Source organism: Anaeromyxobacter terrae, from assembly GCF_022690685.1.
In the GTDB taxonomy this organism is placed as follows: Bacteria; Myxococcota; Myxococcia; order Myxococcales; family Anaeromyxobacteraceae; genus Anaeromyxobacter; species Anaeromyxobacter terrae.
Genome location: NZ_JALCYY010000008.1, coordinates 1 through 14,514, shown reverse-complemented (window position 1 = coordinate 14,514; position 14,514 = coordinate 1). Strand labels below are relative to the sequence as shown.

General features: G+C 75.5%; 14 protein-coding genes and 1 pseudogene. 12 read left to right on the top strand and 3 right to left on the bottom strand.

Translation table 11 applies throughout. The features are described from left to right. Nucleotides 1-76 precede the first annotated feature (76 nt). The gene (locus MNY62_RS05210) at nt 77-970 is read right to left on the bottom strand and encodes a substrate-binding domain-containing protein (RefSeq protein ID WP_242343049.1); all 894 of its coding nucleotides are present in this window, start codon (nt 968-970) and stop codon (nt 77-79) included. Between the two features lie 17 nt (nt 971-987). Here MNY62_RS05210 and modA point away from each other — a divergent pair, with 17 nt between their 5' ends. The 9 genes from modA to MNY62_RS05165 all read left to right on the top strand — a co-directional run bounded on the left by modA (nt 988) and on the right by MNY62_RS05165 (nt 11,385). Next, nucleotides 988-1,746, top strand: coding sequence for a molybdate ABC transporter substrate-binding protein (modA, locus tag MNY62_RS05205; RefSeq protein WP_242343048.1), 759 nt, complete (start codon nt 988-990; stop codon nt 1,744-1,746). 2 nt (nt 1,747-1,748) lie between these two features. After that, on the top strand, nt 1,749-2,423 hold the full coding sequence (modB, locus tag MNY62_RS05200; RefSeq protein ID WP_242343047.1) for a molybdate ABC transporter permease subunit: 675 nt from the start codon (nt 1,749-1,751) through the stop codon (nt 2,421-2,423). Beyond that, nucleotides 2,408-3,511: an ABC transporter ATP-binding protein gene (locus MNY62_RS05195; RefSeq protein WP_242343046.1), complete on the top strand. Its 1,104-nt coding sequence runs from the start codon at nt 2,408-2,410 to the stop codon at nt 3,509-3,511. The genes modB and MNY62_RS05195 overlap by 16 nt, the downstream gene beginning before the upstream one ends. Before the next feature lie 238 nt (nt 3,512-3,749). Continuing rightward, nucleotides 3,750-5,054 (top strand): inositol-3-phosphate synthase, encoded by a 1,305-nt coding sequence (locus tag MNY62_RS05190; protein WP_242343045.1) that lies wholly within the window; start codon nt 3,750-3,752, stop codon nt 5,052-5,054. 108 nt (nt 5,055-5,162) lie between these two features. Beyond that, complete coding sequence (locus MNY62_RS05185) at nt 5,163-6,329, top strand: glycosyltransferase family 4 protein (RefSeq protein ID WP_242343044.1); 1,167 nt, start codon at nt 5,163-5,165, stop codon at nt 6,327-6,329. Nucleotides 6,330-6,604: 275 nt separating this feature from the next. Then, complete coding sequence (locus MNY62_RS05180) at nt 6,605-7,315, top strand: lysophospholipid acyltransferase family protein (RefSeq protein WP_242343043.1); 711 nt, start codon at nt 6,605-6,607, stop codon at nt 7,313-7,315. Then, on the top strand, nt 7,312-8,052 hold the full coding sequence (locus tag MNY62_RS05175) for a lysophospholipid acyltransferase family protein (RefSeq protein WP_242343042.1): 741 nt from the start codon (nt 7,312-7,314) through the stop codon (nt 8,050-8,052). Before MNY62_RS05180 ends, MNY62_RS05175 begins: the two co-directional genes overlap by 4 nt. Continuing rightward, nucleotides 8,049-8,726, top strand: coding sequence for a metallophosphoesterase (locus MNY62_RS05170; protein WP_242343041.1), 678 nt, complete (start codon nt 8,049-8,051; stop codon nt 8,724-8,726). Before MNY62_RS05175 ends, MNY62_RS05170 begins: the two co-directional genes overlap by 4 nt. A 121-nt stretch (nt 8,727-8,847) precedes the next feature. Then, nucleotides 8,848-11,385, top strand: a complete 2,538-nt coding sequence (locus MNY62_RS05165) for an MMPL family transporter (protein ID WP_242343040.1) — start codon at nt 8,848-8,850, stop codon at nt 11,383-11,385. Between the two features lie 78 nt (nt 11,386-11,463). On the opposite strand, the gene MNY62_RS05160 is transcribed toward MNY62_RS05165, so the two are convergent. Together MNY62_RS05160 and MNY62_RS05155 are read right to left on the bottom strand one after the other, a co-directional pair. Next, the gene (locus MNY62_RS05160) at nt 11,464-11,841 is read right to left on the bottom strand and encodes a response regulator (protein WP_242343039.1); all 378 of its coding nucleotides are present in this window, start codon (nt 11,839-11,841) and stop codon (nt 11,464-11,466) included. Nucleotides 11,842-11,964: 123 nt separating this feature from the next. Further along, entirely contained in the window at nt 11,965-12,576 is a 612-nt protein-coding gene (locus MNY62_RS05155) for a DedA family protein (RefSeq protein WP_242343038.1), read from the bottom strand. A 183-nt stretch (nt 12,577-12,759) separates the two neighbouring features. On the opposite strand from MNY62_RS05155, the gene MNY62_RS05150 reads away from it, so the two are divergent. From MNY62_RS05150 to MNY62_RS05140, 3 genes and pseudogenes are all read left to right on the top strand, one after another. Further along, nucleotides 12,760-13,113 carry an encapsulin-associated ferritin-like protein gene (locus MNY62_RS05150; RefSeq protein ID WP_242343037.1) on the top strand — a complete coding sequence of 118 codons (354 nt, stop codon included), beginning with the start codon at nt 12,760-12,762 and terminating at the stop codon, nt 13,111-13,113. Then, nucleotides 13,113-13,925 carry a family 1 encapsulin nanocompartment shell protein gene (locus MNY62_RS05145; protein WP_242343036.1) on the top strand — a complete coding sequence of 271 codons (813 nt, stop codon included), beginning with the start codon at nt 13,113-13,115 and terminating at the stop codon, nt 13,923-13,925. Before MNY62_RS05150 ends, MNY62_RS05145 begins: the two co-directional genes overlap by 1 nt. Nucleotides 13,926-13,928: 3 nt before the next feature. Then, nucleotides 13,929-14,514, top strand: a pseudogene (locus MNY62_RS05140) (hypothetical protein); the annotation flags it as partial.

Sequence of the window (14,514 nt, the reverse complement as noted above, 5' to 3'; positions counted from 1 at the left end):
CAGGTCCCCGAGGTGGCGAGCGCCGGCGCTCACCCCGGGTGATAGCGGTTGATCCGGTCCGGGGCGCGCGCCCGCGTCACGCTGCGTCGTAGCGGATGCCGCCCGCCCCCGCCGCGTCGTAGCCCGCGACCTCGCCCGCGGCGCGCGCGAACGCCGCCGACTGCGCCACCTCGCAGAGGCGCACGACGCGCGGATCGCCGAGATCGCTCGCGCGGACGAGCAGGCCGTACGGCTCGCGGGCGAGCGCGCGGAACGCGAGCCCGAGCCGCGCGGCCCAGGCCGCCGAGGCGAGGCCGGCGTCCGCCCTGCCGGCGGCGACCGCCGCGGCGACCTCGGCGTGGGAGGAGAGGAGGGCCGCCCGCGCCTGCGCCGCCGCGGGATCGATCCCGGCCGCCGCGAGCGCCGCGTCGAGGTGGGCGCGGACGCCGGCGGTGGGTGGGCGCGAGGCGAGCCGGAGCCCGGCCAGCGCTTCGAGCGGGGGCACCTCGCCGCCGGCGCGCGCGACGAGCCCGACCTCTCGCACGACGAGGTGCACGCGCGCGAGCCGCTCGCCGTCGAGGTCCGGGGGGAAGGCGCCGGCGTGGGCGCCGCAGGCGAGCACGGTCCGGCGGCGCAGGAGCCCGAGCCCCTCGCCCATGTCGGCGGGGACGAGGCCGAGCAGCGGCTCGCCGCGCTCGCGCGCGAGGCGCAAGAGGAGCTCCACCGCCACGTCGCCGTTCGCGGCGACGAGCGGTGGCGCGCCGGCGGCGCCGAACGCCTCTCGCGGGCCGGCGCCCCCGGGATTCACCCCCGCGGCGCCTTTGCGGGCCGCCCAGCCGAGGACGTCGTCCCGCTCGAACCTCCACTCCGCGCCGACCCGCCGGGCCGGCAGGCCCCGCTTGAGGAGGCGGTAGACGTGCTTCGGGTGGACGCGGAGGAGCCGCGCGATCTCTTCGGTGGTGAGGAGCGAGTCCGCCACGGGTAACGACATGCTACCATGTTCTCCACATGCGTTACCTGTTGCTACTCCTGGCGGTGCTGGGCGGTCCCGCCCGAGCCGTCGCCGCCGAGCGCCAGCTCTCCGTCGCCGCCGCCGCGAACCTGAAGCCCGCGCTCGATGAGCTCGTGCGCGCGTTCGAGGCGCGCCGGCCGGAGGTGAAGGTGCGCGTGACCTACGGCGCCTCGGGCGCGTTCTTCGCCCAGATCCAGAGCGGCGCGCCGCTCGACCTCTTCTTCTCGGCGGACCGCGACTATCCGCAGAGGCTCGTCGCCGCCGGCCTCGCGGCGGACGAGGTCGTCTACGCGATCGGGAGGCTCGCCCTGTGGGTGCCGGCGGGCTCGAGCCTCGACGTCGAGCGGCGCGGTCTCGCCGCGCTCGCCGATCCCGCCGTCCGCAAGGTCGCGATCGCGAACCCGGCGCTCGCGCCCTACGGCCGCGCGGCGGAGGGGGCGCTCCGGGCAGCGGGCGTGCTCGACGCGGTGAGGCCGAAGCTCGTGCTCGGGACGAGCGTCGCGCAGGCCGCCCAGTTCGCCGTGACCGGCGCCGCGGACGCCGCCCTCGTGCCGCGCTCCCTCGCGAGCTCGCCCGAGCTCGCCGTCGCCGGGCGGAGCGTCCCCTTGCCGGACGGGCTCGCCCCGCCCATCGAGCAGTCCGCCGTGGTGCTCTCCGGCGCGCGCTCCCCCGGGCTCGCCCGGGACCTCCTCGCCTTCGCGCGCGGCGCCGACGGCCGGCGCATCCTCGCCCGCCACGGCTACGCGCTCCCCTGAGCATGGATCTCGAGGCGCTCAGGCTGTCCCTGTGGCTCGCGACGCTCACGACGGTCGTGCTCGTCGCGCTCGGGCTGCCGCTCGCGCACTGGCTCGCGACCACGCGCTCGCGCCTGCGCTTCGCGCTCGAGGCGGTGGTCGCGCTGCCGATCGTGCTGCCGCCCACGGTGCTCGGCTTCTACCTCCTCGTCGGGCTCGGGCCGCGAACCGCCGCCGGCCGCGCGTTCGAGGCGCTCCTCGGGCACCCGTTCCCGTTCTCGTTCGCGGGCCTCGTCGTCGCCTCCGTCCTCTACAGCCTGCCCTTCGCGGTCCAGCCGTTCGCGGCCGCGCTGTCGGGCGTGGACCGGCGCCTCGTCGAGGCCTCCTACACGCTCGGGGCCTCGCCGCTCGCGACCTTCTTCCGCGTGACGCTCCCGCTCGCCTGGCACGGCGTGCTCGCCGGCGCCGTGCTCGCCTTCGCCCACACCCTCGGCGAGTTCGGCGTCGTGCTGATGGTGGGCGGGAACGTGCCGGGCGAGACGCGGACGCTCTCCATCGCGCTGTTCGAGCAGGTCGAGTCGCTCGACTACGCCGCCGCGAACCGCACCGCGGCGTTCCTCCTCGCCGCCTCGTTCCTCGTCCTCGTCGCAGTCCACGGCCTGCAGCAGCGGAGGTTCCCGCGGTGGGACGCGCGCTGAGCCTCGACGTCGAGCGTCGCTTCGACTCCGGCCCGGTCGTCCGGGCTCGCGCGGAGCTCCCGCTCGCGGGCGGGCTCGTCACCGTGCTCTTCGGCCCGTCGGGCTCGGGGAAGACGACCGTGCTCCGGCTGCTCGCCGGACTCGAGCGGCCGGACGCGGGCGCGATCCGCCTGGACGGGGAGACCTGGGCCGACGCGACGACCGGCGCGTTCGTGCCGCCGCAGCGCCGCGGCGTCGGGCTCCTCTTCCAGGATCACGCGCTCTTCCCGCACCTCACCGTGGCGGGGAACGTGGCCTTCGGGCTCTCGGCGCTGCCGCGCGCCGAGCGCGACGCCCGCGTGCGGGAGCTCGCCGTGCGCATGCGGATCGAGGAGCTCCTCGATCGGCGGCCCGCCGCGCTCTCCGGCGGGCAGCGCCAGCGCGCCGCGCTCGCGCGCGCCCTCGCGCCGCGGCCGCGACTCCTCCTCCTCGACGAGCCGCTCTCCGCCCTCGACGCGCCCACCCGCGAGCTCCTGCGCGGCGAGCTGCGCGGGCTCCTCGAGTCCTCCGGCGTGCCCTCGATCGTGGTCACGCACGACCGGACCGAGGCGCTCGCGCTCGGGGATCGGATGGTGGTGCTGGCGCAGGGCGGCGTGCGACAGATCGGCCCGGTGCACGAGGTGTTCAGCGCGCCCGCCGACGTGGAGGTCGCGCGCATCGTCGGGACGGAGAACGTCCTCCCCGTCCGCATCGCGGGGCGCGAGGGCGGGCTCGCGACGGTGCTCGCCGGCGCGGTGGTGCTCGTCGGCGTCGATCCCGGCGGCGTCGCGGGCGAGGCCTACGCCTGCGTGCGAGCGGAGGACGTCGTGCTCGAGGACGCCGCCCCGCACGGCTCGTCCGCGCAGAACCGGCTGCCCGGCGTCGTCGTCGCGCGCGTCGAGGAGGGTCCGCTCGTGCGCGTCGCCGTCGACTGCGGGGCGCGGCTCGTCGCGCTCGTCACGCGCCGCTCGGCCGACGCCCTCGCGCTCGTCCCCGGGCGCGCGATCGTGGCGCGCGTGAAGGCGCCCTCGGTGCGGATCGTGCCGCGCGCGCCGGCGGCGGACGGGTAGTCGCGCCGGCGAACCTGCGCGGTGTCGGACCGATTCCGGGAGCCCGCGAACCCAATCGCGATCGTCGAGGCTCCCTCGAGCGCAGGCGGGCGGGCGTATCCTCGCCCTTCAGGAGTGCGGGTGCACGAACACTCGGCCCCTTCCGCCGCGACCCGCCATGCGATAGAAACCGCGCTCAACCGTCGGCCGTGCCCCTTCAAGGCGCAGGAGCAGGCGGTCAGCCCACGAGGAACCACACATGAAGACCGGTTTGGGGGTAAAGCCCGTTCGGAAGGGCGAGAAGCTTGCCGTCCTTCTTCCGGGCATGGGTGCCGTCGCGACGACCGCTGTCGCCGGCGCGGTCGCGGTGCGGCGGAAGCTCGCTTCCCCGATCGGCTCTCTCACGCAGCTCGGCCACCTGCTCGACGAGCGGGGCGAGGTCGGTCCGCGCGTCTCCGACGTGCTCCCGCTCGCGAGCCTCGACGACCTCGTCTTCGGCGGGTGGGATCCGATCCCCGACGACGCCTACGCGGCGGCGAGCCGCGCGAAGGTGCTCACCCACGACCACCTCGATCCGATCCGCGCCGAGCTCGAGGCCATCAAGCCCATGCCCGCGGTGTTCGACAAGGAGTGGGTCCGCAGGCTCGACGGTCCGAACGTGAAGAAGGGCACGCTCCGCGAGAAGGCGGAGGCGCTCCAGGCCGACATCCGCGGCTTCATGCAGAGGCACGGCTGCGCGCGCGCCGTGATGGTGTGGACCGGCTCCACCGAGGTCTACGCGCAGGTCGGCCCCGCCCACCAGTCGCTGAAGGCCTTCGAGGCGGCGCTCGACAAGAGCGACCCGACCATCGCCCCGTCGATGATCTACGCGTACGCCGCGATCAAGTGCGGCGTCCCGTTCATGAACGGCGCGCCGAACCTCTCGCAGGACACCCCCGCGCTCCAGGAGCTCGCCGAGCGCGAGGGCGTCGTCACGGGCGGCAAGGACTTCAAGACCGGCCAGACGCTGATGAAGACGACGATCGCGCCGATGCTCCGGGCGCGCCTCCTCGGCCTCGACGGCTGGTTCTCCACGAACATCCTCGGCAACCGCGACGGCGAGGTGCTCGACGACGCGGCGAGCTTCAAGACGAAGGAGGTCTCGAAGCTCGGCGTGCTCGATCAGATCCTCGACCCGCGGCGCCACCCCGAGCTCTACGGGGACATGGACCACAAGGTCACGATCCACTACTACCCGCCGCGCGGCGACAACAAGGAAGGCTGGGACGCCATCGATCTCGTGGGGTGGCTCGGCTACCCGATGCAGATCAAGGTGAACTTCCAGTGCCGCGACTCGATCCTCGCGGCGCCGCTCGTGCTCGACCTCGCGCTCCTCGCCGACCTCGGCCAGCGCGCGGGCGAGAAGGGCGCCCAGGAGTGGCTCTCGTTCTTCTTCAAGAGCCCGGTCGTGAATCCCGGTCACTCGCAGGTGCACGACCTCTTCCAGCAGCAGACGAACCTGCACGCCCAGCTCCGCCGCTATGCCCAGGCGGTCGCGGCGACCTCGCAGAGCAAGGTCGGGTAGCCGCGCGCGGCTGCCCCTCCTGCTAGAGTGGCCCCGCCCGCCTTCGCGGGCGGCGGGGCCACCTCGGCGCGGCGGCCGCTCCGCGGTCCGGCTCCGGGTGGTCCTCTCGTGCGCATCTGCATCGTCACGCCGTACGACCTCTCGCACGAAGGCGGCGTGAACCGGCACGCGCAGGACCTCGCCCGCGCGCTCGGCGACGCGGGGCACGAGGTGCGCGTCCTCGGCCCGGCGAGCGGGGCGGTGCCGGACGGCTGCGACGGCGTGCCCGGCGTGGTCCCCGTGCCGGCGAACGGCTCGGTCGCGCGGATCGGCCTGCTCCAGTCGGCGAGCGCGACCCGCGCCTACCTCGAGGCCGGCCACTTCGATCTCCTCCACGTGCACGAGCCCATCGTCCCCGGGCCGGGCCGTCACGCCCTCCGCCTCGCGCGCGTCCCGGTGGTGGCGACGTTCCACGCGAACGCCGATCGCGAGCTGCCGCTGCAGCGCGCGCTCCGCGCCGTCGCCTCGGCCGGACTCTCGCGCATCGACGCGGGGATCGCCGTGTCGCGCGCGGCGAAGGCGTTCTCGCGCACCATCTACCGCGGCCGCACCGCGGTGATCCCGAACGGCGTCGACCTCTCGCGCTTCGCGGCCGCAGGCGCCCCGAGCTCCCCGCCGCCGCAGGGCGCGCCCGGGCGCGCGGCCGCCCGCGTGCTGTTCGTGGGGCGCTTCGGCGAGCCGCGGAAGGGCTTCTCCGTCCTGCTCGACGCGGTGGCGCTGCTCCGCGCGCAGCGGCGCGCCGTCGAGGTGGACGTCGTGGGCGCGGGCTCGGCGGAGCGGTTCCTCGCGCGCGCCGCCCACCTCGGCGTGAGGTTCCGCGGGCGGCTCGGGGACGCCGCGCTCGCGGAGGCCTACGCGCGGGCGGACGTGTTCTGCGCGCCGTCGCTCGGGGGCGAGAGCTTCGGGATGGTGCTCGTCGAGGCGATGGCCGCGGGCTGCCCGGTGGTCGCGAGCGATCTGCCGGGCTACGCCGAGGCGGCGCGTGGCGCCGCGCTGCTCACCCCGCCCGGAGATCCGGGCGCGCTGGCGGTGGCCCTCTGGCGCGCCGCGGTGGACCGCGACCTCCGCGCGAAGCTCGCGCTGCGCGGGCAGGCGCGCGCCGCGGCGCTCTGCTGGAGCCGCGTCGCCGCGCGGGTGCTGCACGTCTACGCGCAGGCGGCGGGGCGGGCGGCGCTCCCGGCCGCGGCGCTCGCGCGCGAGGAGGCCCTCCCGCGGGCAGCGGCGCGGCCGGTGTAACGACTGAGCATGATTCGGAAACAGTCAACGAGCGAAGCGAGCCCGCCGGGGCGCCACCCCGATAGCGGCGAAGCCGGCTTCTTGCCGGGGGGCGCACACGCCGCGCCCCCCGGACCCCCACTCGCTCCGGCGCAGCCTTGTCCGGCTGCGCCTGCGCTCGCTTTCGGTGGCGCACGGGACCCGGCCGGCGGGGTGGGGCATCATCCGAGTGCGCGCACGGGCGCGCGGAGCTCTGCTCGGCGGGGGGGCGCAGCCCCCGTCAGAACATTGCGATCATGACCACTGCGCGCTTCCCCCGGACCTGGCGCCAGACGGCGGTGCTCGTGCCGCTCGCGCGCGCGCTCCGTCTCTACTACCGCCCGCGCGTGCACGGCCTCGAGGCGGTCCCCGCCGATCGGCCGGTGATCTACGTGGCGAAGCACCCCCGCACCTGGCTCTACCTCGAGACGATCCTGCTCGGCCTCGTGTCGTTCTGGGACTCCGGGCGCGTGCCGTTCCGGCCGATGGAGAAGCGGGGCACCTCGCTCCACCGGCTGCCGGCGCTCGGCTGGGTGCGCCGGCACGTCGGCACGATCGAGGCGACCGAGGAGGCCGCGGTCGCGGCGCTCGAGGGCGGCGAGTCGGTGCTCGTCTTCCCCGGCGGCGCGCGCGAGCTGTACGGGCCTCCCGATGCCCTCGACTGGAAGGGGCGGCGCGGCTACGCGCGGATCGCGGCGCGCGCCGGCGTGCCCGTCGTGCCGATCGCGATCGCGGGCGCGGACCAGCAGCACCCGCTGCGTCTCCCACTCGGGCGCGGGCACAGCGCGTGGCTCCCGCCCGTGCCGCTGCCGGTGCCCCTCGACTACTGGTTCGGCGCGCCGCTCGAGCCGCCCGCGACGAAAGACGCCGCGGAGGTCGGTGCCTTCGCCGACGCCGTCGCCGCGGCGGTCGAGGCGCTCGTCGCCCGCGCGTCGGCCGCCCGCCGCAAGCCCTGGAGCCTCACGTGACGCATCCCGCCGGCCCGCCGCCCATCGACGCCGACCGCTGGTACTACCGGCGCGCCTACCTCCCCTGGGCGCGGGCGCTCTCCGGATATCACCGGATGCGGCTCGAGGGCGCGCCGCCGCCCGAGGGGCCGTGCATCTACGTGGCGCTGCACGGCGCCGGCTACCTGGTGCTCGACCTCGTCCTCGCGGGCTACCACCTCGGCTGGAAGCGCTGGCACGAGCGGAGCGGCCCGCGCACGCCGCTCCGCATCGTGGCGGCCGAGTCGCGCATCGAGAAGGCGCTACCGGGCCTGCCCGTGCTGAAGCGCCACTTCGGCCTCATCGATCCGAGCGAGGAGAGCTGCCTCGCGGTGCTGCGGCGCGGCGAGCAGCTGCTCGTGACTCCCGGTGGGATGCGCGAGGCGCGGCCCGCGCGCGACTTCTACCGGCTCCGCTGGGACGGCCGCTACGGCTTCGTGCGGCTCGCCCTCGAGACCGGCGCGCCCATCGTGCCGCTCGCGGTGGTGGGGGGCGCGGAGGCGTACCCCGGCTTCCGGGTGAAGCGGCTCTCGTTCTGGTCGCCGCTCCCGCTCCCGGCGCGGCTCGACGCCGCGCTCGGCGAGCCGATTCCGGTCCCGCACGCGCCGGGGCGCGGGCGGGACATGGAGCTCGTGCAACCCCTCCACGCGCTGGCGCGGGAGCGGACGCAGGCGCTCTACGACGCGCTCCTCGCGCACCGGGAGGCGCGCGCGCGGTGACGATCTGGATCGCGAGCGACTGGCACCTCGCGCCGGAGAGCCCGGCCGCGGCGGTCCGGCTCGCGCGCGCGTTCCTCGCCCGGGCGCAGGAGGCGGGCGTACGCGTCGTCCTCAACGGCGACGTGTTCGACGTCCTCTTCTCCGGCGAGGGAAGAGCCGAGGCGGCGCACCCCGAGGTGGCCCGCGCGATCGCCGCGCTGTCGGCCGAAGGGAGGCTCGATCGCACTGCGGGCAACCACGACCCGGCCGCCGGTCCAGAGCGGCTCGTGCTCCACGTGCCGGGGATCGGGCGGGTGCTCGTCGCGCACGGCCACTCCGCCGATCCCGTCAGCCGCTCGCCCATCGGGCGGCTCGGAGACGGCATCTCCCGCCGCTTCGGCCGGCTCGCGCTCGTCCGCGGTTTCGCACGCGCGGTGGAGGTGGCCGCGCGGGCGGTCGCCGAGGAGCAGATGCTCGCCCTGTTCCGGCGTCGCTGCCTCGACCTCGTCCTGCGCGAGGAGTGCGCGCTCGGGGTGTTCGGCCACGTGCACGTTCCCCACCTGTCTCCCGGCGACGCCTACGCCAACGCGGGCGGTCTCACCCCGGCCGCGCTGTCGTACCTCGTGCTCGGAGAGCGCGGCGCCCGGCTCGAGACGCTGGGTCCGAGCGAGGCGGCCCGCCTCCTCTCCGGGTGACCGAACGAACCCCCGAACCCCGGGGCCTCGCCTGGAATCAAACCGGGGTGAAATGCGGTAGAACACCTGCCCCTGGCGCGTGTGTCCACCGGACGCCCGGGAGAAGGATACGTACCCGACCATGCGACCGTCCGAGCGCTGGGTCCGCTTCGCGGACCGCCACCGCACCGTCATCCTCGCCGTCTGCGCCGTCCTGGCGCTGGCGGGAGGCGTCGGAGCGGTGCGGCTCTACAGCGACCTGCGCCCGGACCTGTCGGAGCTGCTCCCGGCGACGAGCAAGAGCGCGGTCGATCTGGAGAACGTCACCTCGCGCGTCGGCGGGTTCGCCGAGCAGACGGTGATCCTCTCCGGCGCCGACGCGGTGACGCTGCAGCTCTTCGCCGACGACCTCGCCGAGAAGCTCGACGCCGCCCCGAAGGACCTCGTCCGCTGGGTGGAGTACCGGGTGGACGAGATCGCAGACTTCTACCGGCCGCGCCTGCTGCTCTTCCCGGAGAAGGCCGAGCTCGAGCAGCTTCGCGACGTGCTCGCCCGGCGCATCGCCTGGGAGCAGGCGAGCCGCGAGGGGAAGGCGGAGGGGGCCGCCCCGGACGTCGAGGGGCTCATCGCGAAGCTCGGCGGCGACCGCAAGGAGCTGCTGGGCCGCTTCCGCGACGGCTACACCATGGGGCAAGTTCCCGTCCCGGGGAAGCCCGGCGAGAAGATGACGATCCTCGCCATGATCGTCCGGCTCGGCTCGGCCCCGGGGGACTACGGCAAGGTCGCCGCGCTGAACGACCTCGTCCGCAAGACCGTGAAGGAGCTCGATCCGAAGAAGTACGCGCCCGCGCTCGAGGTGACCTACGGCGGGTACGTGACCTCCACGGTGATGGAGCACGACGCGCTGGCCGAGGACCTCGTGTGGGCGACGCTCCTCGTCGTCCTCGCGGTCGCGGCGGCGGTGGCGATCTACAACCGCACCTGGAAGGCGGTGCCGGCGGTGGGGATCCCGCTCCTCGCCGGTGTGCTCGCGACCTTCGGCGTCGCCGAGCTCGCGGTGGGGCACCTCAACTCGAACACCGCGTTCCTCGGCTCGATCGTGGTCGGGAACGGGATCAACGTCGGGCTCATCCTCTTCGCGCGTTACCTCGAGGAGCGGCGCCACGGGGTGGGCCCGATCCCGGCCATGCAGACCGCGGTCGCGACGACCTGGCTCGCGACGCTCACCGCCGCGCTCGCCGCCGGCGTCTCCTACGCCTCGCTCCTCTCCACCGACTTCCGCGGCTTCAACCAGTTCGGGCTCATCGGCGGCGTGGGGATGGCCCTGTCGTGGCTGTTCTCCTACGTGATGACGCCGCCGCTCGTCCTCGCCTGGGAGCGGCGCTCGCCCATCACGCGCGACGGCCAGCGCCCCTCGCGCCCGATCTTCACGCTCGCGCTCTCGCACCTCGTCGAGCGGGCACCGCGCGTGACCACCCTCGCGGCGGTCCTGCTCTCGGCGGTCTCGGTCTTCTTCGTCGCGCACTTCGCGAAGGACGCGCTCGAGTACGACTTCCGCAACCTGCGCGACGCCTCGGCGATGGAGAAGGGCGGCCCGGGCTGGTGGGACGCGCGCGTGGACGACCTGTTCGGCGAGCACCTCACCCCGACCGCGCTCCTCGCGAAGGACGAGGCCCAGGCGCGCGAGATCGCGCGCCGCATCGAGGCCCACCGCCGCGCGACCCCCGCGACCACGATCGGCTCGGTCGTCTCGATCGAGGCGTTCGTCCCGCCCGGCCAGGAGGAGAAGCTCCCGGTCGTGCGCGAGATCCGCGCGCTCGCGACGCGCGAGAACCTGTCCTTCCTCGCGCCGGACCGGCGGATGGCGGTCGAGGCGGTGCTCCCTCCCGCCGACCTCCGGCCGTTCGGCGCGACCGACCTGCCCGACGTCCTCCGGCGCCAGCTCACCGAGATGGACGGGCGCGTCGGCACGCCCGTGCTCGTCTACCCCTCCGGCAAGATCGACGTCTGGAACGGCCGCGACGTGCTCCGCTTCACCGAGGAGCTCCGCGCGCTCGGCCTGCCCGCCGACGCGCCGGTGGCGAGCTCGCTGCTCGTCTTCGCGGACGTGCTGTACGCCATCCAGGCGGACGGCCCTCGCGCGACGTTGCTCTCGCTCGTGGGAGTCGTCCTGCTCGTGGTCGTCGCGTTCGGGATCGGCAAGCGGTCGGTACGGTCGCTCGCCGACGCGGGCTGGGTGCTCGCCGCGCTCGCGGTCGGGGTGCTGTGGTTCGTCGGCCTCGCCGGCGCGCTGCACCTGCGCCTCAACATGCTGAACTTCATCGCCCTGCCGATCACCTTCGGCATCGGCGTCGACTACGCCACCAACATCTTCCAGCGCCGCCGGGTCGACCACGCCCGCTCGATCTCGGACATCGTGCGGACCACCGGCGGCGCGGTGGCGCTCTGCTCGCTCACCACCATCATCGGCTACGCCTCGCTGCTCGTGGCGCGGAACCAGGCGCTGTTCTCGTTCGGCCTGCTCGCCGTCCTGGGAGAGCTCGCCTGCCTCGCGGCCGCGCTCGTCGCGCTCCCCGCCGTGCTGCGCTGGCGCGAGCGGAGCTTCGAGCGCCCTGGCGCGGACGCCGGCCGGGGCGCGGAGCCGGGCGAGAGCGGCGTCGATCTGCGGGCGGCTCGCTGAGCGCTCGCCCGCTGCACGAGCGAACTGGCCTGAACGGCCGACCGTGATTCGCGACACCGCGAAATCACGAGCTCTCGTTCAGGCGAGCTGCGCCGCGCCGACGCGCTGCAGCGCCCACTCGAGCTGCTCGCGCGAGAACGGCTTCTCGAGGAACGCCTCGGCCGCGGGCCGCGACTTCGTGGCCCGCTCGCCGGTCATGGCGATGATCGGGACGCGCGCGAGGCGCGGGGTGCGGCGCACGCGGGCGACGAGGTCGTGCCCGGTCATGCGGGGCGTGTAGAGATCGGCGAGGATCGCGACGGGCCTCGGCCCGCGCGAGAGCAGCTCCCAGGCCTCGGCGCCGTCGTGCGCCACGGCCACCGAGAAGCCCGCTCGCTCGAGCAGAGCGCGGATGGCTTCACGCATGCCCGGGTCGTCCTCGACGAGCAGGATCCGTCGGATGATGGTGGCTTCCACGCCGGAAACCTAGGGACCCCGCACACCTGCGGCGAGGCCAGGCACCGACGGGGACGGCGACCGCTCCGGCGGACGCGCCTGGCGCGCCCCCGGCGGCAGCGGCGCGAGCGACGAGCGCGGGCCTCAGGGCTGCGCGCGTCGCGCGCGCCGGGCGCGGGCGCGCCAGGCGAGGAGGGCGGCCGCGATCACGATCGCCAGGGCGGCGGGCCAGGCGGCGGCCAGCGCGCCTGCGCCGCCGACGCGCTCGTAGCCCGCCCCGAGGGCCCACCCGATCCAGAAGTAGAGCGTCGCCCACACGAGCCCCGCGACGAGCGTCCCGAGCGCGAAGGTGGACTGCCTGAGCCGCAGCGCCCCGGCGATGACCGTCATCACGATGCGGAGCCCGGGGACGAGACGGCCGAGCACGATTGCCGTCGCGCCGCGCCGGGCGAGCCACGCCTCGAGCCGAGCCTCGCGCTCCGCGGTGTAGCCGAGGCGGCGCGCGACGCGGACGAGGAGCGGCCGGCCTGCGTGACGCGACACGAGGTAGAGGAGGGCCGCGCCGAGGACGGTCGCCGTCGTGACGACCGCGGCGGTGGGCGCGAAGGCGGCGCGGCCGCGGTGCGCGAGGAACCCCATCGCCGCGATGAACAGATCTCCCGGAAGCGGCAGCGGGACCCCGGCCTCCTCGACGAAGATCACCGCGAAGAGGCCGGTGTACTGCCAGCGGGCGAGGAAGTCGGCGGGGCTCTCCACGGAGGACTCATGCCATGGAACCGCTCGGCAAGGAACTCGCTTCCCGCGGCGGGTCGGATGCTCGGGCGGCGCGCCGCGGGCGCCGCGGCCTGCGGGCGACATCGACTGAACGTGTGCCCCCCGGACGCGGCGCCGGACGTCCCGGGGCTTGGCGGCGACGTCCCGGCTGCGCACTCGTGCAGGATGGCCGGCGCATCGCAGGGATGGCACGAGCGGGAGGAGCTCCTGTCCGCTCGCACGAAGAACCTTCACCGGGCGCTCGTCTCGCTCCAGGAGGAGCTCGAGGCGATCGACTGGTACCAGCAGCGGGTCGACGCGACCGAGGATCCCGAGCTCCGGGAGATCCTCGCGCACAACCGCGACGAGGAGAAGGAGCACGCGTCGATGATCCTCGAGTGGATCCGCCGCCATGACGTCGCGTTCGCCCGGATGCTGAAGGAGCACACCGGCCACGCGGGTCCGATCGTGACCGAGGAGGAAGCGGCGAAGGCCTCCGGCGAGGCGGGCGGCGACGCGCAGCGGGAGAAGGGGAAGTGATGACGACCTGGCTGGATCGAGAGAGCGCCCCGTTCGAGCAGGAGGTCTGGGATCGCATCGACGCGATCGCGCGGGGGGCCGCCGACGAGGTGAGGGCGGGGCGGCGGCTGCTCGAGGTGGTGGGGCCGATCGGGTTCGGCGCGCGCGCCGGCGTCGCGGAGGACCTGCCGCTCGGGGAGGAGCCGGAGGGCGCCCACGTCCACGTGCCGAAGGTGCGCCCGCTGCCGGTCATCCACCGCACGTTCACCCTGGGCGCGCGGGCGATCGAGGCGGACAGCGCCTGCGGCGAGCCGCTCGTCCTCTCCGAGGCGTCCGAGGCGGCGCGGCAGATCGCCCGCGTCGAGGATCGGATCGTCTTCGAGGGGCTGCCGCGCGCGGGCGTGCGTGGGCTCCTCGGCCACGAGGGCGCCGTCGAGCTGCCCGCAGGCGATTGGAGCGATCCCGTCCGCACGGCGGACGATCTGCTGGGCGCCCTCACCCGGCTCGACGGGGCGGGCCGGCACGGGCCGTACGCGGTGGCGGTCTCGCCGGGCCGATTCTACCAGCTCCTCCGCCCCTACCCGGGCACCGCCCTCACGCCGTACCAGCAGCTCCAGCCGGCGTTCGCGGGCGGGATCGTGAAGGCGCCCGTGCTCGAGGACGGGGCGGTCGTCGTGATGCGGACCGCGTCCGGACCGCGCATCATCGTCGGCCAGGATCTCGCCGCGGCTTACGACGGCCGGGAGGGGATCTTCCACCAGATCTCGCTCGTCGAGTCGGTGACCCTCATGCCCGGAGTCCCCGGGTCGGTCGCGGTCCTGCGCGGCCGCTAGCCCGTGGCCCGCCGCCGCGCAGGCGAGGGCGCCCTCCCGGCCGGCGACGAGGTGGGCAAGCTCCTCGCGACCTCGCCGTCGCGCTTCACCGCCGAGCGCGACGCCCTCTCGCGCGCGCTCGCGGGGCGCGGCGACGCCGCGGGTGCGGCCGCGCTCCGCAAGCTCCGCCGTCCGGTCGGGCTCGCCTGGGTCCTGAACCGGGTCGCCCGCGAGCGGCGGGAGGAGATCGCGGCGCTGCTCGGCGCGGGCGACCGGCTCCGCGCGGGCCAGCGTCGCGCGCTCGCGGGTCAGGGCGCGGAGGCGCTGCGCGAGGCCGAGCAGGAGCTCCGGGCGGCGGCGCGCGCGCTGCGGGGGCGGGCCGGCGAGGTGCTCTCCGAAGAGGGGCGCCCGGCGAGCCCTGGCGTGCTCGCGCGGGTGGAGCTGCTCCTTCGGGTGGCGGCGACCGCGCCGGGCGGCGCCCGGGAGGCCCTCCGCGCCGGGACGCTCCCCCGCGAGCCGGCGGTCGCGACGGGGGACCTCTCCGGCCTCGGGCTCGTCGCGGGCGGCGCGGCGAGCGCAGGCGCCGCGGAGCCGGCGCCGCGAGCGCGAG